Annotated in this window: 23 protein-coding genes; 12 read left to right on the forward strand and 11 right to left on the reverse strand. The window is 67.7% G+C overall.

Going from position 1 to position 25,005, the window contains the following annotated elements:
- Positions 1–67: 67 nt before the first annotated feature.
- From J1C47_RS16055 to J1C47_RS16070, 4 genes are all read right to left on the reverse strand, one after another.
- Positions 68–469, reverse strand: a complete 402-nt coding sequence (locus J1C47_RS16055) for a PTS sugar transporter subunit IIA (protein WP_207351799.1) — start codon at positions 467–469, stop codon at positions 68–70.
- Between the two features lie 318 nt (positions 470–787).
- Positions 788–1,240, reverse strand: a complete 453-nt coding sequence (locus tag J1C47_RS16060) for an HPr kinase/phosphorylase (RefSeq protein ID WP_207351800.1) — start codon at positions 1,238–1,240, stop codon at positions 788–790.
- Positions 1,237–3,063, reverse strand: coding sequence for a sensor histidine kinase (locus J1C47_RS16065; RefSeq protein ID WP_207351801.1), 1,827 nt, complete (start codon positions 3,061–3,063; stop codon positions 1,237–1,239). The genes J1C47_RS16060 and J1C47_RS16065 overlap by 4 nt, the downstream gene beginning before the upstream one ends.
- Before the next feature lie 190 nt (positions 3,064–3,253).
- Complete coding sequence (locus J1C47_RS16070) at positions 3,254–3,961, reverse strand: response regulator transcription factor (RefSeq protein WP_207351802.1); 708 nt, start codon at positions 3,959–3,961, stop codon at positions 3,254–3,256.
- An 849-nt stretch (positions 3,962–4,810) separates the two neighbouring features.
- On the opposite strand from J1C47_RS16070, the gene J1C47_RS16075 reads away from it, so the two are divergent.
- Both J1C47_RS16075 and J1C47_RS16080 read left to right on the forward strand, forming a co-directional pair.
- Positions 4,811–6,079 (forward strand): adenylate/guanylate cyclase domain-containing protein, encoded by a 1,269-nt coding sequence (locus tag J1C47_RS16075; protein WP_207351803.1) that lies wholly within the window; start codon positions 4,811–4,813, stop codon positions 6,077–6,079.
- Between the two features lie 355 nt (positions 6,080–6,434).
- Positions 6,435–8,045, forward strand: coding sequence for a phosphoenolpyruvate carboxykinase (locus J1C47_RS16080; RefSeq protein WP_207351804.1), 1,611 nt, complete (start codon positions 6,435–6,437; stop codon positions 8,043–8,045).
- Between the two features lie 356 nt (positions 8,046–8,401).
- Here the strand turns inward: J1C47_RS16080 and arfB are convergent, their stop codons facing one another.
- Positions 8,402–8,836 carry an alternative ribosome rescue aminoacyl-tRNA hydrolase ArfB gene (arfB, locus tag J1C47_RS16085; RefSeq protein WP_207351805.1) on the reverse strand — a complete coding sequence of 145 codons (435 nt, stop codon included), beginning with the start codon at positions 8,834–8,836 and terminating at the stop codon, positions 8,402–8,404.
- A 788-nt stretch (positions 8,837–9,624) separates the two neighbouring features.
- Between arfB and J1C47_RS16090 the strand changes: the two genes are divergently transcribed.
- The 5 genes from J1C47_RS16090 (at position 9,625) to J1C47_RS16110 (ending at position 12,934) form a co-directional block, all read left to right on the forward strand.
- A complete protein-coding gene (locus tag J1C47_RS16090; RefSeq protein ID WP_207351806.1) occupies positions 9,625–10,218 on the forward strand; it encodes a fasciclin domain-containing protein in 594 nt (197 codons plus the stop codon).
- 402 nt (positions 10,219–10,620) lie between these two features.
- A complete protein-coding gene (locus J1C47_RS16095) occupies positions 10,621–11,277 on the forward strand; it encodes a fasciclin domain-containing protein (protein ID WP_425354572.1) in 657 nt (218 codons plus the stop codon).
- A gap of 220 nt (positions 11,278–11,497) precedes the next feature.
- Positions 11,498–12,004, forward strand: a complete 507-nt coding sequence (gene msrB / locus J1C47_RS16100) for a peptide-methionine (R)-S-oxide reductase MsrB (protein ID WP_207351807.1) — start codon at positions 11,498–11,500, stop codon at positions 12,002–12,004.
- A gap of 198 nt (positions 12,005–12,202) precedes the next feature.
- Complete coding sequence (locus J1C47_RS16105; protein ID WP_207351808.1) at positions 12,203–12,643, forward strand: Hsp20 family protein; 441 nt, start codon at positions 12,203–12,205, stop codon at positions 12,641–12,643.
- Positions 12,644–12,679: 36 nt separating this feature from the next.
- On the forward strand, positions 12,680–12,934 hold the full coding sequence (locus tag J1C47_RS16110; protein WP_207351809.1) for a BQ00720 family protein: 255 nt from the start codon (positions 12,680–12,682) through the stop codon (positions 12,932–12,934).
- Between the two features lie 281 nt (positions 12,935–13,215).
- Here the strand turns inward: J1C47_RS16110 and J1C47_RS16115 are convergent, their stop codons facing one another.
- The 3 genes from J1C47_RS16115 to J1C47_RS16125 all read right to left on the reverse strand — a co-directional run bounded on the left by J1C47_RS16115 (position 13,216) and on the right by J1C47_RS16125 (position 16,453).
- Positions 13,216–13,992, reverse strand: a complete 777-nt coding sequence (locus J1C47_RS16115) for an ATP-binding cassette domain-containing protein (RefSeq protein ID WP_245396617.1) — start codon at positions 13,990–13,992, stop codon at positions 13,216–13,218.
- Positions 13,992–15,062 (reverse strand): ABC transporter permease, encoded by a 1,071-nt coding sequence (locus J1C47_RS16120; protein ID WP_207351811.1) that lies wholly within the window; start codon positions 15,060–15,062, stop codon positions 13,992–13,994. Before J1C47_RS16120 ends, J1C47_RS16115 begins: the two co-directional genes overlap by 1 nt.
- A gap of 368 nt (positions 15,063–15,430) precedes the next feature.
- Positions 15,431–16,453, reverse strand: a complete 1,023-nt coding sequence (locus J1C47_RS16125) for a sugar ABC transporter substrate-binding protein (protein WP_425354573.1) — start codon at positions 16,451–16,453, stop codon at positions 15,431–15,433.
- Positions 16,454–16,720: 267 nt separating this feature from the next.
- Here J1C47_RS16125 and J1C47_RS16130 point away from each other — a divergent pair, with 267 nt between their 5' ends.
- Positions 16,721–17,950 (forward strand): ROK family transcriptional regulator, encoded by a 1,230-nt coding sequence (locus J1C47_RS16130; RefSeq protein ID WP_207351812.1) that lies wholly within the window; start codon positions 16,721–16,723, stop codon positions 17,948–17,950.
- Between the two features lie 48 nt (positions 17,951–17,998).
- On the opposite strand, the gene J1C47_RS16135 is transcribed toward J1C47_RS16130, so the two are convergent.
- Entirely contained in the window at positions 17,999–18,583 is a 585-nt protein-coding gene (locus tag J1C47_RS16135) for a DUF2585 domain-containing protein (RefSeq protein ID WP_207351813.1), read from the reverse strand.
- A 127-nt stretch (positions 18,584–18,710) separates the two neighbouring features.
- Between J1C47_RS16135 and betI the strand changes: the two genes are divergently transcribed.
- From betI to J1C47_RS16150, 3 genes are all read left to right on the forward strand, one after another.
- Positions 18,711–19,355, forward strand: coding sequence for a transcriptional regulator BetI (betI, locus tag J1C47_RS16140; protein ID WP_245396608.1), 645 nt, complete (start codon positions 18,711–18,713; stop codon positions 19,353–19,355).
- Positions 19,352–21,040, forward strand: coding sequence for a choline dehydrogenase (gene betA, locus J1C47_RS16145; protein ID WP_207351814.1), 1,689 nt, complete (start codon positions 19,352–19,354; stop codon positions 21,038–21,040). The genes betI and betA overlap by 4 nt, the downstream gene beginning before the upstream one ends.
- Positions 21,041–21,141: 101 nt before the next feature.
- Complete coding sequence (locus tag J1C47_RS16150) at positions 21,142–21,822, forward strand: endonuclease III domain-containing protein (protein ID WP_207351815.1); 681 nt, start codon at positions 21,142–21,144, stop codon at positions 21,820–21,822.
- A 250-nt stretch (positions 21,823–22,072) separates the two neighbouring features.
- On the opposite strand, the gene J1C47_RS16155 is transcribed toward J1C47_RS16150, so the two are convergent.
- Together J1C47_RS16155 and J1C47_RS16160 are read right to left on the reverse strand one after the other, a co-directional pair.
- Positions 22,073–22,420 carry a response regulator gene (locus tag J1C47_RS16155; protein WP_207351816.1) on the reverse strand — a complete coding sequence of 116 codons (348 nt, stop codon included), beginning with the start codon at positions 22,418–22,420 and terminating at the stop codon, positions 22,073–22,075.
- Positions 22,421–22,924: 504 nt separating this feature from the next.
- The gene (locus J1C47_RS16160) at positions 22,925–23,971 is read right to left on the reverse strand and encodes a helix-turn-helix domain-containing protein (protein WP_207351817.1); all 1,047 of its coding nucleotides are present in this window, start codon (positions 23,969–23,971) and stop codon (positions 22,925–22,927) included.
- A 436-nt stretch (positions 23,972–24,407) separates the two neighbouring features.
- On the opposite strand from J1C47_RS16160, the gene petA reads away from it, so the two are divergent.
- Positions 24,408–24,989, forward strand: coding sequence for a ubiquinol-cytochrome c reductase iron-sulfur subunit (gene petA, locus J1C47_RS16165; RefSeq protein ID WP_207351818.1), 582 nt, complete (start codon positions 24,408–24,410; stop codon positions 24,987–24,989).
- Positions 24,990–25,005 lie beyond the last annotated feature (16 nt).

A 25,005-nucleotide genomic window follows, 5' to 3' on the forward strand; every position in this document is an offset into this window, starting at 1 on the left:
TCGGCGGGCCCGTCTGCGGGCGGCACCGCGCCGCCGTTCTTGGTTTCGAAGCTTCGCACGGCGCCCTCTAGTTCCCGCTGAGGACCCGGCTGGCGACGTTGATGTATTTGCGGCCGGCTTCCTGGGCCGCGAGAAGCGCGTCTGCCATCGGCTTTTCCTCGCGCACGCTGGCGAGCTTGATCAGCATCGGCAGGTTGACGCCGGCGAGCACGTCGACCCGGCTGCCTTCCATCACCGAGATCGCGAGGTTCGACGGCGTGCCGCCGAACATGTCGGTGAGGATGATCACGCCCGAGCCGCGGTCGGCGCGGGCGACGGCCTCGACGATGTCGATCCGGCGCTGTTCCATGTCGTCCTCCGGGCCGATCGAGATCGTCTCGAAGGCATCCTGCGGCCCGACGACGTGCTCGACGGCATTGAGGAATTCGTCGGCAAGACGGCCATGGGTGACGAGGACCAGTCCGATCATAGCGGGCTCGTCCTTCGGACCCGTTTTCGACTGGAGCTTGCCATTCCCGATTTCTCCGTTTGTGCAGCGGCGACGGCGCCGAACTGGGCCGAACAAGGCGCTTCAGTCGCCCCCGCCTCCCCACGCGGCACGTCGGGCGAAGCCGGATCGGCACACGCATGCGCGCTCGATGCGTGGTCGCCGCCTCGCCGAGCCCGACGCAGGTCGCGCCATCTTGGCAGCCTTGCCGGAATGCGCAAGTGAAATGATGCTCTCTTGAGCCGGTGTGATGCTTTTGCATGCAGCATGCGCCGGCCGGCCGAGGATCCCACGCCGCGCTCAGCCGGGAAGGTCGCCCGAAGCGGCGAGCGTCAGGAGGATGTCGGCAGAAAGCGCGGCCTCCTTCCGCGGCAGGCGCAGCAGCGGCGCCTCGACGCCGGCGATTTCGGTCCGCAGCGGCGCCGGGTGACGCGGCATCGTCTCCTGGGGCACGAGGTCGGCCACCAGCCATAGGGCGACGCTCGGCAGCGCCGGCTCGCGGACGATGCCGACCCCGGCGATTTCGAGCAGGCCCTTCAGGCCGTCGGGCGCCGAAAGCTGCACGACGCCTTCTGCCAGTGTCGCGACCACCCGGTCGTCGGCGACGAATTCGACCCGAAGGCCGGGCGGGGGAGCCCGCCGCAGCAGCGAAAGGACCAGGGCCGACTTGCCGCTGCCGGCCGGCCCGCGGATCAGCACGCCGCGCCCGCCGAGCGCGACGGCCGAGGCGTGGATGTTGACGGCGGCGGTCATTCGGCGGGCAGCGAGACGACGAAGCGCGCGCCGCGGATGCGATTCGGGGCGGCCTCGTCGACGACGTTCTCGGCCCGGATCGTTCCGTCATGGGCTTCGACGATCTGGCGCGAGATCGACAGGCCGAGGCCGGAATTCTGGCCGAAGGCCTCGCCGGCCGGACGGTCGGTATAGAAGCGCTCGAAGATCCGGTCGATCGCCTCCGCCTGGATGCCGGGGCCGTTGTCCTCGATGGTGACGATCACCCGCTGGCCGCGCCGCCTGAGGGTCACGTCGATTCGGCCGTTCTCGGCCGGCACGAAGGAGCGGGCGTTCTCGATCAGGTTGGTGAAGACCTGGCTGAGCCGCAGGTCGTGACCCGAGACGACGTAGCCCTGCCGCTGCGTGGCGGGCAGCTTCTGGGCCTCGAAATTGATGGTGAGCCGGCGGCCCTGGGAGGCGTGGCTGCGCGCTCCCTCGACGACCGAGCGCAGCAGCCCGGCGAGATCGACCTTCGCGGCGATGCTGCGGGCGAGCTCCGCATCGAGGCGCGAGGCGTCGGAAATGTCGGTGATCAGCCGGTCGAGGCGGCGGACGTCGTGCTGGATGATCTCCATCAGCCGCTCGCGCGAGGTCTCGTTCCTAGCGAGTGGCAGCGTCTCGACGGCGCTGCGCAGCGAGGTGAGGGGGGTCTTCAATTCGTGGCTGACGTCCGCGGCGAAGGATTCGATCGCGTCGATCCGCGCGTAGAGCGAGCGCGTCATGTCGCCGAGGGCGCGGGCGAGATTGCCGATCTCGTCGGTGCGGTCGCCGAAATCGGGGATGGCCGCCCGGTCCTTGACGCCGCGGCGCACCCGGATCGCCGCCGCCGAGAGCCGCCTCAGCGGCGTCGCGATGGTCGAGGCGAGCAGCGTCGACAGGACGATGACGACGAGCGCCGCGACCCCGAACACCCTGACGATCGCCATCCGCTCGGCCTGGACGATCTTGTCGATGTCGCCGCCCTGGGTCGAGAGGAGCAGCACGCCGAGAACGGCGCGGAAGCGCTGGATCGGCACGGCGACGGAGACGATCAGCTCGCCGTTCTCGGTCGCCCGGACGACGGTCGCCGGCCCGCCGGTGAGGGCGCTCATCACCTCCGGATAGGAGGTGCCCGAGCCGCCCGGCGCCTCGCGGTAGATCGGCAGGTCGCTGCCGGTGAAGACGCTGCGGAGATAGCCGAGGATGCGGCTGGCGAGATCCGGCTCGTCCTGAGCCACCGGCGGCAGGTCGTAGCGCAGGATCTGGCCCCGCGAATAGAGGTGCCGCGAATCGAGGATCAGGTTGGCGTCGCGGTCGTAGAGCCGCGCCCTGGTGCGGGTCGGCGAGATCAGCCGCCGCAGCAGCGGCGCGACGCGCTCCGGATTGATCGGAAAGTCGAGGCTGTCGGTCGCCTCGGCCGAAGGCGCCAGCGTGTCGCCGGCCTGGAGTTCCAGGAGCTTTTCGGGATCGAGGGTGATGGAATTGGTCTCGACCGTCGCCGAGGAGGCGATGGCCGCGGCGATGATCTCGCCCTGGGTGAGCAGGCTCTCGACGCGGGCGTCGATGAGGCCGGCGCGGAACTGGTTGAGATAGAGGATGCCCGAGACGAGGACGATCAACGCGACGAGGTTGAGGAAGACGATCCGCCGGGTCAGCGACGAGAAGATCGAATGGCCGAGCAGCCAGCGCATGCGAAACAGGACGCGGCGCACGAAAGGCACGCGGCGCAGGCGCTTGCGCACTGCGGCCTCGCGCCGCCGACGGCGCTCCGCCGCGGCTCGGTCCTGGTGCTGCGCGTCCTCGTCGTTCGAAACCGAAACCATCGACCTTCGTCTTGGGAAAAGCGTTCGTTCGCCGGCGCTGCGGCTCTTGCGCGCCTGGCGCGCCCGGTGCGGCCACGCGGCGCGGAGCCCGGCCGCTTCGCATTTCGATCGACCGGCGCTTCGGCCCGCGGCAGAGACTGCCGCGCCGCGACCCGGCCGCCGCTCGGGCCGTCCCGCGCGGATGCGACCTCTACACCTCGCGGAAGCGGTAGCCCACCCCGTAGAGCGTCTCGATCATGTCGAAGTCGTCGTCGATCGCCTTGAATTTCTTCCGCAGCCGCTTGATGTGGCTGTCGATGGTGCGGTCGTCGACATAGACCTGCTCGTCATAGGCGGCGTCCATCAGCGCGTCGCGGCTCTTGACGACGCCCGGCCGCAGCGCCAGCGCATGCAGGATCAGGAACTCGGTGACCGTCAGCGTCACCGGCTTGGCCTTCCAGGTGCAGGTGTGGCGCTCCTGGTCCATCACCAGCTGGCCGCGCTCCAGCGAGGATTCCGGGACCGTCGTCGTGCCGGGCTTGGCGGTGGCGTCCCGGGGCGCGCCGCGGCGCAGGATCGCCCGCACGCGCTCGACCAGGAGGCGCTGGGAGAAGGGCTTCCGGATGTAGTCGTCGGCGCCCATCTTCAGGCCGAACAGCTCGTCGATCTCCTCGTCCTTGGAGGTCAGGAAGATCACCGGCAGGTCCGACTTCTGCCGCAGCCGACGCAGGAGCTCCATTCCGTCCATGCGCGGCATCTTGATGTCGAAGATGGCGAGATGCGGCGGGCTGGACTGCAGACCCTCGAGGGCCGAGGCGCCGTCGGTGTAGGTTTCGACCCTGTATCCCTCGTTCTCCAGTGCTATCGAGACGGACGTCAGAATGTTTCGGTCGTCATCCACGAGGGCGATCGTCGGCATTTCATATGTCTCCAGTCTTCGATCCGGCCGCGCGTCGCGGCGTGAGCCGAGCGGTGACTGCCGCCGGATCAGGCGAGGTTTTCACGTCGCGAAGGGCGTCTGCGGCAACCGAGCCCCGCGTCGTTGCCGAAACGCCATGCCTTCGCATCAATCTGCCCTTCCTTGCCATCAATCCGCGTAAAATGTGGCGGTGAGGAAATCTTGCAACGTTCGCACCGCCCGAATGCATAACCATATCGGCCCGCACGGCCGTCAGCGAGCCGCGCTCCTTCGACCTCCGCAAGACCGCCGGCGACGCCGGAAATCGATCGCACTGAGGTTCGATTATACCTGAAAAGCGCCGGAATGCAGCCCTTTCGCGCGCGCCGAGGCGGGCCGGGGGCGCCGACGGGCGGCAGCCGCCTGCGCGAAGGGCGGTCCGGGATCTGTTCCCCCGCCCTCCCGCCACCTATCTAGTGGTCCGATCCAGGCGTCGGGTTCGCTCTCGTCGAAACCCCAAGCCGCAAGGCGGATAGCCAAGTTCATGATCCCAGTGGATTTTTTTCGTTCGACATTCGATGCGGCGCACGGCCGGGCGAAGATTCGAATGTCGAATTCGATCTGTCAGGCGCCGATCAGCGGGAAGTGATCCCGAAGGTCCGGCCGCCCGGGCACATCATCGCACTGTCCGGGCGCAAGGACTGCGATCCGGCGGAAGGGTTGCCGGCGCTGCGCCGGGCGGGGGCATTGCCCGAAGACGACACGCGCCCCGCGGCGAGCAGCGGGCCGGCGACGCTGAATTTGCCGTGACCGCGGGCCTGTCGTGGCATCCGGGTCGAGCGAGCCTCGAACATTCGAGAAGGAAACAGCATGGAACTCATCCGTCCGCAGGCGCTCGCCCGCTTCTCCGGCGACGGCCGCTGGCCCCGGCAAAGCACCGACATCGTCGACTGGCTGGTCCAGGACACCGCAGGCTATCGCTACATCGACGAGATCTTCCAGATGCTCTGCGACAGGCTGCTTGCATCGGGGATCCCGATCGGCCGGGCGACGCTGCATTTCAGGATCGCCCATCCGCAGTGGTTCGGAGCGCGGATCACCTGGCTGAAGGGTGTGGGCGAGGCGGAGATCGAGACCTTCCAGCACGGGACGCTGGATCTCGTCGGCTATGCGACGAGCCCGGTCGCCAGGGTGCATGACGGCGAGGAGGAGGTGCGCTGGAACCTCGAAGGCGAGGATGCGGCGTCGAATCCGTCGACGCTGCTCGAGGATCTGCGCCGGCGCGGGCTGACGGACTACGTCGCCTGGCCGCTGAAGCACACCTTCGATCGCCGGCACGTCATCACCTTCGCGACGGACGCGCCGGGCGGCTTTTCGGATGCCGACCTCGCGGCGCTTGCCGACCTCCTGCCGGCGCTGTCGCTGGTCAGCGAGATCCGGCTGAAGAACCGGATGGCGCGCACCCTTCTCGAAACCTATGTCGGGCCGCATGCCAGCGACGAAGTGCTGGCCGGGGCGATCACCCGCGGCAGCGGCAAGACGGTCTCCGCGGCGATCATGGTCTGCGATCTCAGGGACTTCACCCGCATCTCCGAGCTCTGGCCGCGCGACGACGTCATCGAACTCCTCAACAGCTACTTCGACGCGATCTGCGAGCCGATCGAGGCGAATGGCGGGGAGATCCTGAAGTTCATCGGCGACGGGCTCCTGGCGATCTTTCCGCTCGACCGGCCGACGGCCTGCGACGACCTGCTGCGGGCCGTGGCGGAGGCGCGGCGCTCGATGGACGCGCTCAACGTCGAGCGGGCGGGGCAGGGCCGCGACGTGCTGCGCTACGGCGTCGGCATCCATCTCGGCGACGTCATGTACGGCAACATCGGCTCCCGCCGGCGCCTCGACTTCACGGTCATCGGCCCGGCCGTCAACGCCGCCTCGCGGCTGGAGGGGCTGACGAAGATCCTGCAGCGGCCGGTTCTGGTGTCGCGGGCCTTTGCCGAAAGGGCGAGCTGCCAGACGGTGCTGGAGAGTCTCGGCTCCTATCCGCTGCGCGGCCTCGACGAAGCCATGGAGGTCTTCGCCTTCGTCGACGACGACTGCCGGTCGGCCGAGGGTCCGGAGCGGCTGGCCGCCGCCGGCTGATCCGCTCCGGCGGGGCCGGCCCTTCCCTGCCGCCGAAGACAGGCGAGGCGCCGCCGCGCACTGCTCTCCCGAGGCGCCTGGGCTCCGGATCGGGGTCGCGGAAAAAGCCGCCGCATCCCCGGCGCCGCCGGTGCCGGATCCTGCCCGGCATGCGGCCGGTGGGGCCCGCCGTTTCGCCGGCTGCGAGCAAATAACCGAGCATCGAAACGATTAGAACGGAAGATGCACTTTCTAAATCGATTAAATTACTGATATCGTTAAGCTTTATTGTCCGCGCTGCTTGCTCTTCAACTGCGCGTCGTCTATCTGTCCTCGCATCGGACGGCTGGACGACCGAGTTCTCAGGAGGCAGGTTGTGGATCAGATCGGAACGCGAAACGCACAATGCGGGATCGAATCGACGGGCTTGGGCGAACTTTCATCCGTTCGCTGGAATCTCGCCGAGGCCGAACTCGTCGAGATCGCGGTGCGACGCGGCGAGGCCCGCCTGAGCGCCCATGGCGCGCTGGTCGCCACCACCGGCAAGCACACCGGCCGCTCGGCGAAGGACAAGTTCGTCGTGCGTGACGAGAATACCGCCCCCGTCGTGTGGTGGGACAACAATGCCGCGATGGAGCCCGAAGCCTTCGAGCGGCTTTACGAGGACTTCAAGGCCGCCGCCAAGGGCCGCGACCTCTTCGTTCAGGATCTCGTCGGCGGCGCCGATCCCGAGAACGCGATCAGGGTCCGCGTCGTCACCGAGTTCGCCTGGCATTCGCTGTTCATCCGCAACCTCCTCATCCGGCCATCGGCGCAGGAACTCGCGGGCTTCGTGCCCGACATGACGATCATCGACCTTCCGTCGTTCAAGGCGGATCCCGAGCGTCACGGCTGCCGCAGCGAGACGGTCATCGCCTGCGACCTTTCCCGCAACATCGTCCTCATCGGCGGCACGTCCTATGCCGGCGAGATGAAGAAGTCGGTCTTCACGGCCCTGAACTACCGCCTGCCGGAAAAACGGGTGATGCCGATGCACTGCTCGGCGAATGTCGGGCCGAAGGGCGACGGCGCGGTGTTCTTCGGTCTGTCGGGCACCGGCAAGACGACGCTTTCGGCCGACCACACGCGCACGCTGGTCGGCGACGACGAGCACGGCTGGGGCGAGAACGGCATCTTCAACTTCGAAGGCGGCTGCTACGCCAAGACCATCCGTCTTTCGGCGGAAGCCGAGCCGGAAATCTTCGCGACCACCCGCCGCTTCGGCACGGTGCTCGAAAACGTCGTCCTCGACGACGACCGCGTGCCGGACTTCGACGACGGCTCGCTGACCGAGAACACCCGCGCCGCCTATCCGCTGCACTTCATCGCCAATGCCTCCGAGACCGGGCAGAGCGGCCATCCGAAGAACGTCATCATGCTGACGGCCGACGCCTTCGGCGTGCTGCCGCCGATCGCCAAGCTGACGCCGGCCGAGGCGATGTACCACTTCCTCTCCGGCTACACCGCCAAGGTGGCGGGCACCGAGAAGGGCGTGACCGAGCCGGAGGCGACCTTCTCGACCTGCTTCGGGGCGCCCTTCATGCCGCGGCACCCGACCGAATACGGCAACCTCCTGCGCGACCTCATCGCCCGCCACGGCACCGACTGCTGGCTGGTCAACACCGGCTGGACCGGGGGCGCCTACGGGGTCGGCCGGCGCATGCCGATCAAGGTGACCCGCCGGCTGCTCAACGCCGCGCTCGACGGCTCCCTCAACCAGGCCGAGTTCAGGGTCGACCCGAATTTCGGTTTCCAGGTTCCGGTGGCTGTCGAGGGCGTCGAGGCCGACATTCTCGACCCGCGTTCGACCTGGGCCGACAAGCGCGCCTACGACCGGCAGGCGGTGAAGCTCGTCACGATGTTCCGCAAGAACTTCGAGCGGTTCGCCGGCCATGTCGACGAGGAAGTGGCGCAAGCCGCGCCGGCCCTGCCGCTCGCAGCCGAGTAACGTCTTTCGTCTTCCTGGGAGGGAACACGGCATCGGCCGGCGCTGCGGCGACGCAGCGTCCGTCCGGTGCCGTCGCGTTTTTTGGCCCGGCCATACGCGGTCCCGGCGCTCATGGGGCGGACAGTCGCCTGCCGTTGCCGGCCATCGGCGACGCTTCGATCTCCCCCATTGCTGGAAATGGTATTGCGGGGAATGGCTGGCACCCCGCGGGGCTTGGCGCTCTCGCTTGAAGCTTTGAGCCGAGCGTTCCCCTTCTGCCTGCGCGCATCTCCCCCGCCAGAGCGGAGGTCAGGCCAATCGCCAGGCAAAGCCCCGACGTCGAGCGATTGCCCCGGCCGATGGGTGGCGCCGGCCGCTCAGTCGGCGACGCGGCCGCGCATCGCCTTCACCTGCGAGCGGCCTTTCTTCGCCTTCAGCCGACGCTCCACCGCGCCCCGCGAGGGACGGGTCTTCTTGCGCGGCGGCGGGGGCGGCGTCAGCGCCTCGCGCACGAGAGCGGCGAGGCGTTCGCGCGCATCCTCGCGATTGCGCTCTTGGCTGCGAAACCGCGAGGCCTCGATCAGCACTTCGCCTTCCCTGGTCGCCCGCTGGCCTGCGAGACGCAACAGCCGGCGCTTGACGTCGCCGCTCAGCGCCTCGCAGGCGGCCGCGCGGAAACGAAGCTGGACGGCGGTCGCGACCTTGTTGACGTTCTGCCCGCCCGGCCCCGAGGCGCGGATGAACTGCTCCTCGAGGTCGCCCTCGGGAAGGACGACGGACGCGCTCACCCGCAAGTCACGCGATTCCGCCATTCCCGTTCCCTCGTCCGGCCGTCGCTTCGTGGTAAATCATCCGACGTGAAACTAGTGGATTGAATTTGACATTTGAGTCCCGACCGGGTCGGGCGTCGTATCAAATGTCAAATTCGAAAAATCCACTAGGATCATAATCTTGGCTCGTGGTCTTTCGATTCCGACATTTGCGGCGCGATCTCCACAAGATGGTACCAAATGTCGGAATCGGACCACGAGCGGATTGCGGTCGGCCGGGCAAAACGCCGCGGCGCAATGACAGTGGATCGCCGTCTGAATTGGGGCCTTGCCGGGCGATTGGCCTGATCTTCCCCGCAAGGGGAGAGATCGTTGCGTCGCCGACGGCTCTTGCCTGTGGGCGATTGCCCCGCCCCATCGGTGAAACCGTTGCATCGAAACGACGTATCTCGAAGGTGCCGAGGCGAGGCAGGCGTGCGGTGCCATGCCATGCGGTCGCCGCTGCGTCGAGCTGCCCACGCAAGACGTTCTGCAATCGAAGAAAATATTTCTTTTCCTCTGACGGGGTATGTATTCCAGCCAAGATTTCCATTCAATGCAACTTGAGAGAGAAAAATCGCATCTCGCATGGAGATGATGGAGATTCGTGCACTCTATATCATCGAAGTACTCGATATGTGGGCGGCATGATTTGAGTCGTCCCGTGCCTGCCTCGCAGATTTACGAAAAATTCACGAAATCGACTGAAGCCGTCGCCGGCGGCGATGCGTATCTCCCGCAGCCTCTCCGATCGGAGGAGGTGCCGAAATCTCGGACAAGGGAGATCCCTTATGCTCAAGACCTTCACCCATGCCGCCGCCATCGGCGCACTTCTCGCCGCCGGCTCGCTCGCCGCGACGGGTGCCGGATACGCCAAGGACAAGATGGCGATGGCCGACACCATGCCGATGGTCGGCGGCGCCCCGATGAGCCCGCAGAAGACCATTCCGGAAAACGCCTCCAAGGCGAAGAACCTGACGACCCTCGTCGCCGCGGTGAAGGCCGCCGGCCTCGTCGACACGCTTGCCGGCCCCGGCCCGTTCACCGTCTTCGCCCCGACCAACGCCGCCTTCGACAGGCTGCCCAAGGGCACGGTCCAGACGCTGCTGAAGCCGGAGAACAAGGACAAGCTCACCAAGATCCTGACCTATCACGTGGTGCCGGGCGACATGACCTCGGCGGATGCGATGGCGCAGCTCAAGGCGCATGGCGGCAAGGTCGGCGTGAAGACCGTCGAAGGCGAGACGCTGACGCTGATGATGAAGGGCAAGAAGCTCGAGGTCGTCGACGCCGCCGGCCATGCCGCGACCGTGACCCAGGCCGACGTCACGCAGTCGAACGGCGTCGTCCACGTCATCGACCGCGTGCTGATGCCGAAGATGTAAGCGGTCTGCGAACCGGACGGGGCGCTCGCCGGGTCGTCCCTGCGGACGCCCGACGTCTGCCAGTTCGCGAAGCGGGGCTTTCGGTGACCCATCGCGGGCGCTGGAAGCCCCGCCTGTGCGACGCGGAAGGGGCGGGATCGGCATCCGGCGAAGCCTCGGCCAATCCCCTCCCCATTGCCAAAACCTCTGCGCAAGCCGGTAGCTTCTGCGGCGGAACGGATTTCTCGCGCGCTCCGATCGTGCGCGGAAGTGGTTCCTGATTATATCGTGAGGTGCGCAACGAAACGCATGAATATTCCGTGAAGTGATTTCTGTGAAGCCGCGACGGATTTTCGATCGTATCTCCCGCATCCTCCTTTCGAGAGGATCGAAAGAACAGAGTTCGATATGGGAGATACTCACATGCTCAAGATGATCATCCGCTCGACTTCGGCCGTTGCCCTGCTCGCCGCGGCGGCGGTCGCGACCGCCCCGGCGGCGATGGCCCAGGACACGATGAAGTCCGGCGATGCCATGCAGTCCGGCGACATGGCGAAGTCCGGCGATGCCATGGACAGCAGCATGAAAAGCGGCGACATGCCGATGGTCGGCGGCGCGCCGATGGATCCGATGAAGAAGATCCCGGAAAACGCCTCGCAGGCGAAGAACCTGACGACGCTCGTCGCTGCGGTGAAGGCCGCCGGCCTCGTCGACACGCTGAACGGCGAGGGTCCGTTCACCGTCTTCGCGCCGACCAATGCGGCGTTCGAGAAGCTGCCGAAGGGCACGGTCGATGAGCTGCTGAAGCCGGAGAACAAGGACAAGCTCACCAAGATCCTGACCTATCACGTGGTGCCGGCCAAGGCGACGTCCGAGGCGGCCATGCAGATGATCAAGGACGACGGCGGCGCCCATACCGTGAAGACGGTCGAAGGTGATCCGATCACCCTGCGGATGAACGGCGACAAGCTGGTGGTGATCGACGAGAGCGGCAACGGCGCGGTCGTTACCCAGGCCGACGTCATGCAGGCAAACGGCGTCGTCCACGTCATCGACACGGTGCTGATGCCGAAGATGTGACCGGCGGGAGCCGGCCGGGCGGCGGCTTTTCGCCTGAGCGCCCGGCAGAATTGCCAGCGGGGACGGAGCGGTGCGTAACGGTGGCCGCTCCGTCCCCGAACCCACATCCGAGCGGCATCGGTGCGACGGCTGGTGCTGCGGGCCCGGCTGCACCATTTCGATCTGCGATGCGATCCGGCCCTTTTTGCCCGACGATACGTCCACCGCGGAGTGACAGACCATGATCAGACGCAGTTTCATCAAGACGGGCCTCGCCGTCGCGGCCGCCACGGTCGGCGGATCGGTCTTTGCGCGCCGCGGCGCCGACGCGGCGGAGGGCAGCTTTCCGGTGTCCCATACGGCGACGGAATGGAAGAAGCTCCTGACGCCGGACCAGTATGCGGTGCTGCGCGAGGAGGCCACGGAGCGGCCGTTCTCGAGCCCGCTGAACCACAACAAGAAGGCCGGCCTCTACAGTTGCGCCGGCTGCGACACGCCGGTCTATTCCTCGGCGGCGAAATTCGATTCCGGCACCGGCTGGCCCAGCTTCTGGGAGCCGGTCTCCGCGACGGCGGTCGCCAGCCATACCGACTACAAGCTGATCTATCCGCGCACCGAGGTGCATTGCGCCACCTGCGGCGGCCATCTCGGCCACGTCTTCGACGACGGCCCGCAACCGACCGGCAAGCGGCACTGCATCAACGGCGTCGCCCTGAAGTTCAAGCCGGGCGCCACCGAGGCGTCGTGAGGCGCCGCGATCGGACCCGCCGGCAGAAACGCCGGCTTGTTCAACTCTTGGGAAGAATTTCGGCGCAGGCTGGGGTGAAGCGGCATTGCTCGCCGGAGCATTGAAGCAGCATCCCGGTATCGCCATATTCGACTGGCGCGGGGGTGCCGCTTCGGGCCCCGGCGAAACGAAGTCGCTTGATCAAAGGGCTTTCAGTCGATGAGCCGCATGACGCCGTTTTCCAGCCCGCTGCTGCTTGGCTTCGATAGCGTCGAGAAGACGCTGGAACGCATCGCCAAGGGCGGCGACGGTTATCCCCCGTACAACATCGAGCGCGTGCGCAAAGGTGCGGGCGAGGGCGACGACGGGACAGGCGATCTCATCCGCATCACTCTCGCCGTCGCCGGCTTCCAGCCGGAGGATCTCGAGGTGACGGTGGAGGAGAACCAGCTCCTGATCCGTGGCCGCCAGAGCGAAGACGGCGAGCGCGAATATCTGCATCGCGGCATCGCCGCGCGGCAGTTCCAGAAATGCTTTCTCCTTGCCGATGGCATGCGGGTGATCGGGGCGCAGCTGAAAAACGGGCTGCTCCTGATCGATCTGGCGAAGCCGGAACCCGAACGCATCGTCAGGAAGATCGAGATCGCGGTCAACGAATGACCGGGTCCCGGCGTTTGCCTTTCAAAGGAGACGATCATGACCGATCATGATGCAGCCAACACCGTCCCGTTCGACCTCGCCTCGCTGGGCGAAGGCCAGATCGCCTATATGCGCCACATGTCCTCCGACGAGATCCGCGCCCGCTTCCCGGCGGCCCGTTCGATCCAGCCGGGACTGAAGCTCTGGGCGCTGTTCGGCGCCGACGGCACGCCGCTCGCGGTGTCCGACGATCGCTCGAGCATCCTTGCGAGCGCGACCCAGAACGAGCTCAGCACCGTCAGCCTGCACTGACGCGGCAGCCCGAGACGCGGGACGGCCGGCCTTCGTGACAGAAGGCCGGCTCCGGCGGCGTCGCAAAGGCGCCGCGCAGGAGGCTTCGGGCTGACCGACGCACTTTCCCATTGCCTTGCTCGCCCGTCACGGCGGACAAGCCCATCTCACCGCAAAATCCGACCCAGCCCGGCGAGATTTTCCGGGCCACCGGCAGCGCCGCCGCCGGGCCCCAAGCATCCCTCACCTGGTCTATGCCCCGCGCGTGCCCGACACGCGGAGGCGTCGGCTGATGGCGGCCTTCAGGCCGCCATCAGCGAGGCTTCGGGCTGCTTCGCGCCGGTCATCAGCGCCACGGCGTCGTTCATCGAGGCGAGCTTCGGATCGATGACGCAGAGCCGCTTGCCGAGGCGATGGACGTGGATCCGGTCCGCCACCTCGAAGACGTGCGGCATGTTGTGCGAGATCAGCACGATCGGCAGGCCGCGCGACCGCACGTCCTGGATCAGCTCCAGAACTTTTCGCGATTCCTTGACGCCGAGCGCTGCCGTCGGCTCGTCCATGATGACGACGCGCGAGCCGAAGGCCGCGGCGCGGGCGACGGCGACACCCTGCCGCTGGCCGCCCGACAGCGTTTCGACCGGCTGGTCGATGTTCTGGATGGTCAGGAGGCCGAGGTCGTTGAGCTTCTCGCGAGCGATGCGCCCCATCGCCTTGTGGTCGAGCATCCTGAGATACTGGCCCATGAAACCGGGCCGGCGGATCTCGCGGCCGAGGAACATGTTGTCGGCGATGGACAGGGCCGGCGAGAGGGCGAGGTTCTGATAGACCGTCTCGATCCCGGCCTCGCGCGCTTCCAGCGGCGAGCCGAAATGCACCTCCGTGCCGTCGAGGAAGATCTGCCCCTCGTCGGGGCGGACGGCGCCCGAGAGCGCCTTGATCAGCGACGACTTGCCGGCGCCGTTGTCGCCGATCACGGCGAGGATCTCGCCGGGATAGAGGTCGAAGTCGCATTCGTCGAGGGCGGTCACCCGGCCGTAGCGCTTGACGAGCCCGCGGGCCTTGAGGATCGGTTCCATCACGCAGCCGCCTTTCTGATCCACTGGTCCACCGCCACGGCGGCGATGATCAGGATGCCGATCAACAGATAGGTCCATTGCGGGTCGGTGCCGTACATGCCGAGCCCGAGCGAGAAGACGCCGACGATCAGCGCCCCGAAGAGCATGCCGAGGATCGAGCCGCGGCCGCCGAACAGCGAGATGCCGCCGATCACCACCGCGGTGATCGAATTGATGTTCTCGAACTGGCCGGAAGTCGGCGAGACCGAGCCGAGGCGGCCGATCAGCGCCCAGCCGGCGAGGGCGCAGATGACGCCGGCACAGACATAGACGCTGATCAGGACGCGCTTCACCTGGACGCCGGCGAGCTCGGCGGCGAGCGGATCGTCGCCGACGGCGTAGACGTGCCGGCCCCATGCCGTCTGCCGCAGCACGTAGGCGAGGGCGAAGACGATCACCAGCATCATGATGGCGCCGTAGGTCAGAACCGCGCCGCCGACGCGCACCGTCTCGCCGAAGATCTGCAGAAGCGGCGCCTTGGTCTCGATGTCCTGGGCGCGGATCGTCTCGTTGGCCGAATAGAGGAAGTTGGTGGCAAGCACGATCTGCCACATGCCGAGGGTGACGATGAAGGGCGGCAGCTTCACCCGCGCCACCAGGAAGCCGTTGATGTATCCGATAAGCGCACCGACGCCGATGCCGCAGGCGACCGCGAAGAACGGCGGCAGGCCGTAGCGGAAGGTGAACTGGCCCATCACCACAGAGGTCAGCACCATGATCGCGCCGACTGAAAGATCGATGCCCGCCGTCAGCACCACGAGCGACTGCGCCGCGCCGACGATGCCGGTGATCGCCACCTGCTGCAGGATGAGGGTCAGCGCATAGGCCGAAAAGAACCGCCCCCCCAGGATCAGCCCGAAGACGACGATCGCGACGATGAGCACCAGCAGCGGCACGATCGACGGCGTCTGGTGCAGGACGTGACGGATCTGGCTCACCGCCGAGCGCTTGTGGTGGAATTCGGCGACCGTGCCCGGTCCGGTATGGATTGCCGTCTCGAAGCCTTGCGGCCCCCGCGCTTCACTGGCCATGTCTCGCCTCCCGTTGCGGCCGCCTTGCTTCGCCGATGGTCCGGGGAGCAGGATGCTGGTCCGCGGCCTCGGCGCTTTTGGGGAGGGGGTCGAGGCCGCCTCCCGTCGTCATCATGGACCGGCGGGATCGGGCCGACAAGCCGCCGCGATCCTGCCGGCCGGAGCCGCGCTGCGGCCGGAACAGAAGACATGCGTCAGGAGGATGCCGGCCGGTCAGGAGGATCGCGGGCCGGCAGGGCCGGCACGCGTCGTCCGATCGGCGCCGCGCCGGAGCGGGTCAGGCTCTCGGCCGCGCGCCCCGCGCCGGCATCACGTCGCCACCTCGCGAGGGGCGGCGGCGCGGTGGCCGCCGCCGCGACTACTGTCGCTCAGCCCCAGCAGAGCTTCAGGCCTTCCTTGGTGTCGATCGATTCGACGCCGTCGACCGGCTTGTCGGTGACGAGCTGCACGCCGGTGTCGAAGAAGCTCTTGCCTTCGGTCGGCTGCGGCTTGCTGCCGTCCTCGGCGAACTTGGCGATCGCCTCGATGCCGAGCGAGGCCATCTTCAGCGGATACTGCTGGGAGGTGGCGCCGATGACGCCCTCCTGGACGTTCTGGACGCCCGGGCAGCCGCCGTCGACGGAGACGATGGTGACGCCGTCCTGCATGCCGACGGCCTTCAGCGCCTGATAGGCGCCCGCCGCGGCCGGCTCGTTGATCGTGTAGACGAGATTGATGCCGGAATCCTTGGCGAGGAGCGTCTCCATCGCCTTACGGCCGCCTTCCTCGTTGCCGGCGGTCACCTCGTGGCCGACGACGCGCGGATCGGTCTCGTCGCCCCACTTCTTCGGGTCGCCGAGGTCGATGCCGAAGCCCTGGAGGAAGCCCTGGTCGCGCAAGACGCCGACGGAAGGCTGCGACACCGCGAGGTCGAGCATGGCGATCTTGGCGTCGTCCGCCTTGTCGCCGACGGTGGCCTTCGCCCACTGGCCGATCAGCTCGCCGGCCTTCATGTTGTCGGTGGCGAAGGTGGCGTCGGCGGCGTCGATCGGATCGAGCGGCGTGTCGAGGGCGATGACCAGGATGCCGGCGTCGCGCGCCTTCTTCACCGAGGGCACGATCGCCTTGGTGTCGGAGGCGGCGATCAGGATGCCCTTGGCATGGTCGGCGATGCAGGTCTCGATCGCGGCGACCTGGCTCTCGTTGTCGCCGTCGACCTTGCCGGCATATGTCTTGAGCTGCACGCCGAGCTTCTTGGCTTCCTCGCTGGCGCCTTCCTTCATCTTGACGAAGAACGGATTTGTGTCCGTCTTGGTGATGAGGCAGGCAGACACGTCCGCAGCCGAGGCCGGAACGGCGAAGGCCGCGCCCGACGCGAGGACCGAGCCTGCAATGAGAGTGCGAATGTTCACGTGATCTCCTCCCGAAACCGTTTCTCGCGTCACTTTCGCGGACGCGGCCGGTCGACCTCCAAATCGACCGGATCACGGCAGGGAACACCAAGCCGGACAGGTTGTCAACAATTATAATTCAGATGGATTTATTTATTGTTGAGGGTAAGGTTCCGGCCGGTTCGCTGTACTCTCCGGAGTGGCAGGCGGAAGGGCCGTGATTCGGACGGCGAGGCCCGACCCGCCGTTCACCCGCAGGAAGAGCGCCCTGCGCTCGGAAGGACGACCATGGAGACACCCGAACAGGATTTCCTGAAGGCCGGCGGCGATGCGGCCGAAAGTCGCATGCGGGGGTCAAACCAGTCCGGATTGCGGGCCCACAACAAGCGTGCCGTGCTGTCGCTGATCCGCCGCAACGGCCGCCTCGCCAAGGCCGAGATCGCCAGGCGGACCGGCCTGTCGCCGCAGACCGCCTCGGTGATCATGCGGGCGCTCGAGGCGGAGGAACTCGTCGTCAGGGATCAGCCGCAGCGCGGCCGCGTCGGCCAGCCGTCGATCCCGATGCGGCTCAATCCGGACGGGGCGTTCTCGCTCGGCCTGAAGATCGGCCGCCGCTCGGTCGATCTCGTGCTGATGGATTTCGTCGGCCGCATCCGCGGCCACGAGCGCGTCGCCTATCCCTATCCCAGGGTGCGCGAGGTGCTGGACTTCGTCGCCTCCGCCGAACCGAAGCTGCGCAGCCTGCTGTCGCCGAAGCTCGACAAGCGGATCACCGGCCTCGGCGTCGCGCTGCCCTACGAGCTCTGGTCCTGGGCGGACGAGATCGCCGCCCCGCCGGGGGCGATGGAGGAATGGCGCGACTTCGACATCCAGGCGATGCTCGCGACCGTCACCGATCTGCCGGTGAACGTCGCCAATGACGCGACGGCCGCCTGCGCCGCCGAGAACGTCTTCGGGGCGACGGGATCTGCCGACTTCATCTATTTCTTCGTCGGCGCCTTCGTCGGCGGCGGCATCGTCATGAACGGCGATCTGGTCGCCGGTCGGCTCGGCAATGCCGGGGCCGTCGGCTCGATGCCGGTGCCGCGCGGCGAGGGCGGTTCCGCCCAGCTGATCAACTTCGCCTCGCTGCATCTTCTGGAGAAGATGTACGAGGCCGAGGGCGGCGACGCGCTGGCGCTGTGGCGCGGCAGCGTGTCCTGGGAGAGCTTCGGCCCGCTGCTCGAGGCCTGGCTCGACCGGGCCGCCTGGGGGCTCGCCCATGCGGTCGTCTCGGCCTGCTCGGTCTACGACTTCGAGAGCGCGGTGATCGACGGCCGGTTTCCCCAGAACGTCCGCGCCCGGCTGGTCGAAAAGACTGCGGCGGCAATACGCGGGATCAACCAACAGGGTCTGTCGCCGGTCACGGTGCGGGAAGGGACGATCGGGCTCGACGCCCGCGAGATCGGCTCGGCGAGCCTGCCCTTCTTCGCCCACTATCTCCTCGACCACCGGGTCTTCCTCACCGAGCCGGAGTGACCCGGCGCCGGGCGGTACCCGGTCGATCCTTGTGCCGAAGGCCGGCGATCATCGGCCCGCCTGCCACTCCTTCACAGCCTCGACCGGCGCGAGAAGCATGAGGACGTTGAGCGTGAGGTTGTCGCGGATGGCGGCACCGACGAAGAGCTCGAGGAAGACGGCGATCGCGACGGTGAGCCAGAGAGGCAGGCGGGACGCCAGGACGAAGCCGAGCGCCATGAAGCCGATGTCCGAGACCGAATTGAGGATCGAATCCCCGGCATAGTCGAGCGAGATCGTCGTCTCGCGATAGTGCTGGATCACCGCGTCGGTGTTCTCGAGGATTTCCCAGGCACCTTCGACGATGAGCGCGACGAGGAGCCGCTGCGCCGTCGACCAGCGGCGGAACAAAAGCCACGTCGCGCCGCAGAACAGGAAGCCGTGGATGAGATGCGAGGCGGAATACCAGTCAGAGAGATGCTGGGAGTTTTCCGGGCTGTCGACGGCGCCCCACCAGAGCTTCACCGTGCCGCACGGACAGATCGGGTTGCGGCCCATGGCGTAGAGCACCGCGGCCGTCGCCGCGACGACGAGAAGGCCGCCGGCGAGGGCGCGCAGGCGCGAGGGACCGGTGGCGGCAGGAATGTCGGACAAAGGGCGGGCTCCGGCGTCGACGCGCCTCGGGGCACCGGGGCATCGGGGCGGATATGCTTAGCCGGCCCGCCGCGGCGGCGGAAGGGCCGGAACCTGCGGCGATCCGGCCGGGACCGACGACCGCTCGTTGATTGACTCGTCAATCAACGCCGCTATCCTTGTCGCCATGACCGATCCCGACCGCCACACCGGGGGGCGCCGCTCCGTCGAGACCGCGCGCCGCGAGGCCGTCATCGCCGCGACCATCGCGGCGATCGACGACGTCGGCTCGCTCGACGTGACGGTGGCGGGCATCGCGGCACGCGCCGGCATTTCGCCGGCCCTCGTCCACCACTATTTCGGCAGCAAGGACGATCTGATGATCGCCGCTATGCGCTCGCTGCTGCGCAATTACCGCCATGAGGTGGCGCAGCGCCTCGCCGCGGCGGAGGGGCAGCGCGAGCGGGTTTCGGCGGTGGTGGCGGGGTGCTTCGCGCCGAGCCAGTTCAGTCGCGAGAGCATCTCCGCCTGGCTGGTCTTCTACCTCTACGCCCGGCGCTCCGGCGAAGCGGCACGGCTCCTGCGGATCTATTTCCGCCGGCTGGAGACCAATCTCGTCTCGGCGCTGCGCCCGCTCGTCGGCCTGCCGCGGGCGGCCCGCATCGCCGCCGCGGCCGGGGCGATGATCGACGGCGTCTGGCTGCGCCAGGCGCTCACCCCCCTCAGCCGTCCCGACCCCGTGGGCGCGGCGGCAATGGTCGAGCATTTCATCGAAGCGGAGCTGAAACCATGAAGACAATCGACGAAGCCGACTACGTCATCGTCGGTTCCGGTTCGGCGGGATCGGCGCTGGCGTCGCGGCTGTCCGAAAACGGCCGGCACGAGGTCGTGGTGATCGAGGCGGGCGGCACCGATGCCGGGCCGTTCATCCAGATGCCCGGCGCGCTGTCCTTCCCGATGAACATGCGCCGCTACGACTGGGGCTATCTCGCCGAGCCGGAGAAGTCGCTTGCCGGGCGCCGGCTGGTGACGCCGCGCGGCCGGGTCATCGGCGGCTCCTCCTCGATCAACGGCATGGTCTATGTGCGCGGCCACGCCCTCGACTACGAGCACTGGGCGGCCAGCGGGGCCGCCGGCTGGGGCTATGCCGACGTTCTTCCCTACTTCAAGCGGATGGAGCATTTCCACGGCGGGGCCGGACGCGGCGTCGATGCGGCCTGGCGCGGCACCGGCGGGCCGCTGCACGTCAAGAACGGCGACATGCAGAACCCGCTCTACGAGGCCTTCGTCGAGGCGGGGCGCCAGGCCGGCTATCCGGTGACGGAGGACTACAATGCCGAGCGCCAGGAAGGCTTCGGCCCGATGCAGCAGACGATCTGGCAGGGGCGACGCTGGTCGGCCGCCAACGCCTATCTGCGCGATGCGCTGGAGCGCGGCAACTGCCGGCTGGTCTACGGACAGGCGGTCAGGATCGACATCGAGCGGCGGAGCGGCCGGGCGACGGGCGTCGTCCTCGGCTCCGGTCGGCGGGTCGCGGGCCTCGTCAAGGCGCGGCGCGAGGTCGTGCTCGCCGCCGGCTCGATCAACTCGCCGCTGCTTCTGATGCATTCGGGCGTCGGCGACCCCGCCGATCTCGGCCGCTTCGGCATCGACGTCGTCGCGCCGCGGGCCGGCGTCGGCAAGAACCTGCAGGACCATCTGGAACTCTACATCCAGGAGACCTGCATCCAGCCGATCACACTCAACGGCTATCTCGGCCTGTTCTCCAAGGGGCGGATCGGGCTCGAATGGATGATGCTCCACACCGGCCACGGCGCGACCAACCACTTCGAGGCGGCGGCCTTCATCCGCTCCGACGCCGGGATCGAATATCCGGACATCCAATATCACTTCCTGCCGGGGGCGATCCGCTACGACGGCAAGGCGGCGGCGCCGGGGCACGGCTATCAGAGCCATGTCGGGCCGATGCGCTCGAAGTCGCGCGGCGAGGTCCGGCTGAAGAGTTCCGATCCGACCGCGGCCCCCTCGATCCGCTTCAACTACATGTCCCATCCCGACGACTGGAAGGAGTTCCGCACGGCCATCCGGCTGACCCGCGAAATCTATGCGCAGGAGGCGTTCGACCAGTATCGCGGGCCGGAAATCCAGCCCGGCGCCGGCGCCACCACCGACGCCGACCTCGACCGATTCGTGGCCGAGCATGCCGAGAGCGCCTATCACCCCTGCGGCACGGCACGGATCGGCGCGGCGGATGACCCGCTGGCGGTGGTCGATCCGGAGTGCCGGGTGATCGGGATCGAGAACCTGCGGCTGGCGGACTCCTCGATCTTCCCGCGCATCACCAACGGCAATCTCAACGGCCCGTCGATCATGGTCGGCGAAAAGGCCGCCGACCACATCCTCGGCGAGGGGATGCTGGCGCCGGAGCCGCAGCTGACGCCCTGGGTCAATCCCGACTGGCGGACGAGCCAGCGGTAGAGCATGGTCCCGAAACGCCGGAACCGGCCTTCGCAAGAGACGATTGCGCACACGAACACAGAGAGCGGGATGACGAGCGAAGTTCATCTCGTTCCGCGCTGATGCGGGGGGGCGCCGGCGGCGGGCAGGGGGCAGGCCTGCCGGCCGAGACGGTCGCCGTCGTCTTCGAGCGTCTGTCGCGGCACATGCCGGGCCGAACGGCGGATGCGAAGGGGCCAAAGGACCAGCCGGACCCGTTCCGCTCGGTGATCTCGTGCCTGCTCTCCGCCCAGAGCCGCGACGCCAACACCGCCGCGGCCGTGACGGCGCTGTTCGCGCTGGCGACGACGGCCGAGGCGATGCTGGCCCTGCCGGAGGCCGAGATCGCCCGGGCGATCCGGCCCTGCGGCCTCTACAACATGAAGGCGAAGAACATCCTGCGCCTTTGCCGCCACCTCGTCGACGAGCTCGGCGGCCGGGTGCCGGAAACCCGCGAGGGCCTGATGCGCCTGCCCGGCATTGGCCGCAAATGCGCCGACATCGTGCTGAGCTTCGCCTTCGACCGGAACGTCATCGCCGTCGACACCCATGTCCACCGCGTGGCGAACAGGATCGGACTCACCACCGCAAGAACCGCCGACGAGACCGCCCGGCAACTCGAGACGCGGGCTCCCGGATGGGCGCAGCGCGACGGTCATTTCTGGCTGATCCAGTTCGGCAAGGCGATCTGCACCGCGCGGCGTCCGCGATGCGAGACGTGCTTTCTTGCCGACCTCTGCCGGTTCTATTCGACCACGCCGTAAGGGAAAATACGAAAGGGTCGGCGCGCTGCGCACCGGCCCTCTCGTCTTGCTCGATTCTATCGGACGATTGTCCGCCGCCACGTCCCCAGAGCCCGTCCGGAAAATCACTCGGGTCGGCTTGGCGGCGCTTTTCGCCGCTCGCTTCGTTGCCGATCCTCGCCGATGCCGCCGGCATCGACTGCGTTCGGCGCCTGGCGAGACGACGAAAATCCCTCGCCAATCCTCAACCGGGGACTTCCCGGACGGGCTCTCAGGCGGCGAGTGGCAGGACGGCCTCGATCTCCTGCGGCTCGAACGGCTTTCGCACCTGCGGAACCGACTGCATCTCGCTCGGGATGGCCTCCGTCGTCGCCGAGACGAAGCAGAACGGCACCTTCGCCCGCATCAGAATCTCTGCCACCGGCAGCGAGGTCGATCCGTCGCGGCCGAGCTGCAGATCGAGCAGTGCGAAATCGAGATCGCCGCCGCACTCCCGCACATATCGAAGCGCGTCGCGCAGCGTTGCCGCGACGACGACGGTGCCGGACGCCCGGCCGCTGACGATCTCTTCCAGATCGACGGCGATGATCGGTTCATCTTCCAGAATCAGTATGGTCATCGGTTTGCCCTTCCTTGGCCAACCAATGCCGACCCCTGTGGTTTGGTTGCGTGGACCTGACGTCGCCTCGAAAAATTTGAGGTGAATTGGCAGATTTTCCACAGATGTTGCAGGGCTCCCTGCCGAAATACTGCGTCATCGCGTCGCGAGGCGCCGTTTCGGCGGTGCGTAAGAAGGACGCGGAGGAAAACGACGACGCCGGCCGCGGGGGCTTATTCGCGGCCGGCGTCGTCGCTCTTGCGACGTCGGGGCGTCGGCAGGGTCTCGCGCGAGCCGTGCCGGGTCCATCACCATCGCAAGCTGAAGCCGAACGTCACCGAATGGTCTGACAGGCGCCGCTTCTGCTCGTTGCCCCGATCTATGCGGAAGCGAGGGGAAGAACTTGACCGACCGTCTCAGCCGCGCCGCGGGATGCGCAAAGTCGAGGGCTGTTGCATCCGGGCAACCGCGTCGCCGAGCGGAGACAACCGTCGGAGTGCCCGCCGTGCCGCCCGGGTGAATGGCTCAGGCGCCGTCCGCGACCAGCCGGTCGTAATGCCGGCGCATGATGACGGTCCAATCGGCCAGCCGCCGATCGTGCTTCAGGAAGGAACAGTCGAGGCCCTGATGCGCGAACGCCCTGAGGTCGCGCGGCGAAATCCCGTAGGCGGCCTTGAAGGCGCGGGAGAAATGCGCCGCGCTGGCGAAGCCGACGCCGTGCGAGACGTCTTCGATGCGGGCACCGCGCGCCGATGCGTCGGCAAGAAGATCGAAGGCGCGGGCGAGGCGCCGCCCCTGGACGAGCGCCGCGATGCCGCCGTCGACCTCCGCCAGGCGATAGAGGCTCGCCCGCGACAGGCCGCAGGCGGCGGCGATGCTGGCGGGGGACATTTCCGGATCGCCGAGCCTTTCGTCGACGAACTGGACGATCCGCTGGCGCAGGCTCGCGGCCATCGCCGCGCGGGCCTGCGGGTCGCCGCCGCGCGGGTCGGCGCCACCCATCAGCGTAAGCAGCGCCTCGACCCCGGCCTCCATCTCCGCGCCGGAAAGGCGGGGGGCATTGTCCGCAAGAGCGGTGAGATGGCCGCGGATCAGCGGCGTCATCGCCGTCTCCGCGCCGAGCCTGCGGCCGTGGAAGAGGGCGCCCTGGACGCGGGCGCAAAGGGCCCGGGGCACGAGCAGCGTGACGTTGGAAAAGGCGCTCGCCGCGGTCTCGAAGGGGCGGGCGAGATCGAGCACGCTGATCTCGCCGGGACGGAGCTCGATGGTCTCCCCGGCACAGTCGCCGGCATAGCCGCCGCTTTCGTAGAGCTGGACCACCACGTGGTCCCAGTCGGGCATGGCGTAGCGGGAGACGTCGCGGCTGAAGCGCTGGGCGGTCGCCGCCGTGCGGGCGAGGAGCACGGTCCCGGCATGGCAAATGTCGGCGCCGCCCCTGAAGCGGGAGACGTCGCCGCCTTCCGGCTCGACGTCGAACATCGGGCGGACGAGCGTCCGCCACATCGCGAAGCTCTCCTCGCCGCTGAGGCCGTCCATCACCAGCGCGGCGCTGGCCGGCGCCGCGACCGGCACCCGCGCTTCCTCTCGAAGCCTCGAAATCTCGCAACCTCCCGGTCCGCGCGTGCCCTGCTGGCTGCCACCGGGGCTCGCAGCGCTTCCTCCCGCCGGGATCTAGCGAAAAATTGGTTCGCTTTACAACGGGTTAGTTTTGCGCAGGGAGCACGACGATCCGTGCCCGGCTGCCGCTGCGTCTCGCAGACGTTCCGTGATCGCGGTGACCGATCTCTCGACGCGGACGCAAACGCCCGGCGCAAACGCAGCGACACGTTGCCTTTAGGCCTGCCACGGCACTGGACAAGGGCGGAGGTTCCCGAATAGAACCGCTCAAATCATCGCGGCGGGGGGCGTGGTTGTTCGTGTTCTGGCCATTCGCGTGTCGCGAGGATGCTGATTTCGTCAGTCGGCTGGCCGGACGCTCCGGCGCAGCACCAAGGGAGTTGCAGCGACCGTGAGCGTCCACGATACCGCCGAACCGAATCGCCGGGATTTCCTCTACATCGCGACCGGGGCCGTCGGTGCCGTGGGTGCCATCGCCGCGGTCTGGCCGTTCATCGACCAGATGAACCCTGATGCCGCGACGCTTGCCCTCGCCGAGATCGACGTCGACGTCAGCCAGGTCGCCGAAGGTCAGTCGATCACCGCCAAGTGGCGCGGCAAGCCGGTGTTCATCCGCCAGCGCACCGCGAAGGAGGTCGAGGAGGCGAAGGCCGTCGAACTCGGCGAGCTGAAGGACCCGATCGCCCGCAACGCCAACCTCGCCGCGGACGCGCCGGCCACCGACGTCAACCGGTCGGCTGCCGCCGAAGGCACCGACGCCGCCGCCAAGGAGCAGTGGCTCGTGATGATCGGCGTGTGCACCCATCTCGGCTGCATTCCGCTCGGCCAGTCCGGCCCCTACAACGGCTGGTTCTGCCCCTGCCACGGCTCGGCCTACGATACGGCCGGCCGCATCCGCCAGGGGCCGGCGCCGGAAAACATGGCGATACCGCCGTTCAAGTTCACGACCGATACCAACATTCGCATTGGCTGACGGGGGACAGCGAAAC

This window comes from Jiella sonneratiae (genome assembly GCF_017353515.1).
Classification (GTDB): Bacteria; Pseudomonadota; Alphaproteobacteria; order Rhizobiales; family Rhizobiaceae; genus Jiella; species Jiella sonneratiae.

Bases quoted from the DNA above. Each gene is read 5' to 3' on its own strand.
- J1C47_RS16075 (WP_207351803.1), top strand. From the start codon at position 4,811: ATGGAACTCATCCGTCCGCAGGCGCTCGCCCGCTTCTCCGGCGACGGC.
- betA (WP_207351814.1), top strand. From the start codon at position 19,352: ATGAAGACAATCGACGAAGCCGACTACGTCATCGTCGGTTCCGGTTCG.
- msrB (WP_207351807.1), top strand. From the start codon at position 11,498: ATGATCAGACGCAGTTTCATCAAGACGGGCCTCGCCGTCGCGGCCGCC.
- J1C47_RS16130 (WP_207351812.1), top strand. From the start codon at position 16,721: ATGGAGACACCCGAACAGGATTTCCTGAAGGCCGGCGGCGATGCGGCC.
- J1C47_RS16110 (WP_207351809.1), top strand. From the start codon at position 12,680: ATGACCGATCATGATGCAGCCAACACCGTCCCGTTCGACCTCGCCTCG.
- J1C47_RS16060 (WP_207351800.1), bottom strand. From the start codon at position 1,240: ATGACCGCCGCCGTCAACATCCACGCCTCGGCCGTCGCGCTCGGCGGG.
- J1C47_RS16115 (WP_245396617.1), bottom strand. From the start codon at position 13,992: ATGGAACCGATCCTCAAGGCCCGCGGGCTCGTCAAGCGCTACGGCCGG.
- J1C47_RS16155 (WP_207351816.1), bottom strand. From the start codon at position 22,420: ATGACCATACTGATTCTGGAAGATGAACCGATCATCGCCGTCGATCTG.
- J1C47_RS16095 (WP_425354572.1), top strand. From the start codon at position 10,621: ATGCTCAAGATGATCATCCGCTCGACTTCGGCCGTTGCCCTGCTCGCC.
- J1C47_RS16105 (WP_207351808.1), top strand. From the start codon at position 12,203: ATGAGCCGCATGACGCCGTTTTCCAGCCCGCTGCTGCTTGGCTTCGAT.
- J1C47_RS16150 (WP_207351815.1), top strand. From the start codon at position 21,142: ATGCGGGGGGGCGCCGGCGGCGGGCAGGGGGCAGGCCTGCCGGCCGAG.
- J1C47_RS16120 (WP_207351811.1), bottom strand. From the start codon at position 15,062: ATGGCCAGTGAAGCGCGGGGGCCGCAAGGCTTCGAGACGGCAATCCAT.
- J1C47_RS16090 (WP_207351806.1), top strand. From the start codon at position 9,625: ATGCTCAAGACCTTCACCCATGCCGCCGCCATCGGCGCACTTCTCGCC.
- J1C47_RS16065 (WP_207351801.1), bottom strand. From the start codon at position 3,063: ATGGTTTCGGTTTCGAACGACGAGGACGCGCAGCACCAGGACCGAGCC.
- J1C47_RS16055 (WP_207351799.1), bottom strand. From the start codon at position 469: ATGATCGGACTGGTCCTCGTCACCCATGGCCGTCTTGCCGACGAATTC.
- arfB (WP_207351805.1), bottom strand. From the start codon at position 8,836: ATGGCGGAATCGCGTGACTTGCGGGTGAGCGCGTCCGTCGTCCTTCCC.
- J1C47_RS16070 (WP_207351802.1), bottom strand. From the start codon at position 3,961: ATGCCGACGATCGCCCTCGTGGATGACGACCGAAACATTCTGACGTCC.